Source organism: Vibrio sp. L85, assembly GCF_963871815.1.
Classification (GTDB): Bacteria; Pseudomonadota; Gammaproteobacteria; order Enterobacterales; family Vibrionaceae; genus Vibrio; species Vibrio harveyi.
The window spans coordinates 1-978 of the sequence record NZ_CAWMYL010000233.1 but is presented as its reverse complement, the minus strand read 5'-3'; the positions used below and the strand labels follow the sequence as shown (position 1 = coordinate 978).

General features: G+C 44.0%; 1 protein-coding gene. It reads right to left on the bottom strand.

The features are described from left to right. Positions 1–358 precede the first annotated feature (358 nt). Entirely contained in the window at positions 359–853 is a 495-nt protein-coding gene (locus tag AACR11_RS21250) for a hypothetical protein (RefSeq protein WP_017818198.1), read from the bottom strand. Between the last annotated feature and the right edge of the window lie 125 nt (positions 854–978).

The window sequence follows — 978 nt, the reverse complement described above, 5'->3', positions numbered from 1 at the left end:
TTCAGGATTGAAGCGATATCCTTGCAGATAGGGGCTTTAGAGCTTCACACCCTGGGAAGGCACTTGTGACTTTTCAGGGGGATGAAGGTCTTGTCCATAGATGGAAGATTCAAGCGGAATGCCGCCCAGCGAAAAGCCCTGCCCGAAGGGTAACGCCCAAGTTTTGGAATGATGGCCCCCAACCTGACTCAATATAGAGTCAATCGCCCCCAGATTAAGACGCTATCGCGTCTTACGCCTTATATCCCCGCCCTCATCATGGGCGAGGGTTTACGGCGAAATTGCTAAAAATCAGCATTCAAACAGGCAAAAGAGAGCAATATTTACTGTTCTGACAGCAGCAAACCGCTTATGTCATTCACCCTTCTTTTTGCACAATGATCTCGACACGGCGGTTATTATCAAAGGTGAATTGTTGAACTCCCTGAGCTTTTAGATCAAAGTTCGCGTTGTACTCGTATTCTTTCTCTTGGGGCTCGCCTGTATTCATACACAAGTTGAACTCGTCTTTCTGTGGCTCAATGTACGTAGATTCATCGATAACCGTTTCGACAAACATCACAGTAGCGGCATGAACATCAATCTGGTAGCCCACCCCTTGATAGAATTGTTTACCGCCCGATTTATTGATGGTTTTTGTCCCTTTTTTTTCACACGTTTTTATAAAGTATGGTACATTCTTTCCGTTGGAAAATCGGTTACTGTCCGTAGTAAAACCTGAGTCTCTATACAAAAGATCATCGCCGTTAAATAGCGCCACTTGGTACACATATTGTTCCGGCAATGTATCGGCTAAGGTGGTTGGGCTTCCCAAGATAGAAAGTAAGGTCACTGTCATTAATTGTTTTTTCATATTAGATTACCTTCTGAATAATTCTCTCAATCAATACCTTACTATTACACTGTATACACACCCAGTTCAATGATTTGTATACAACTGACGCCGCTTCGCTCTGTCGGCTTTGCACTGGCTCTACA

Coding starts and splice junctions, on each gene's coding strand:
- AACR11_RS21250 (WP_017818198.1), bottom strand. CDS start 853: ATGAAAAAACAATTAATGACAGTGACCTTACTTTCTATCTTGGGAAGC.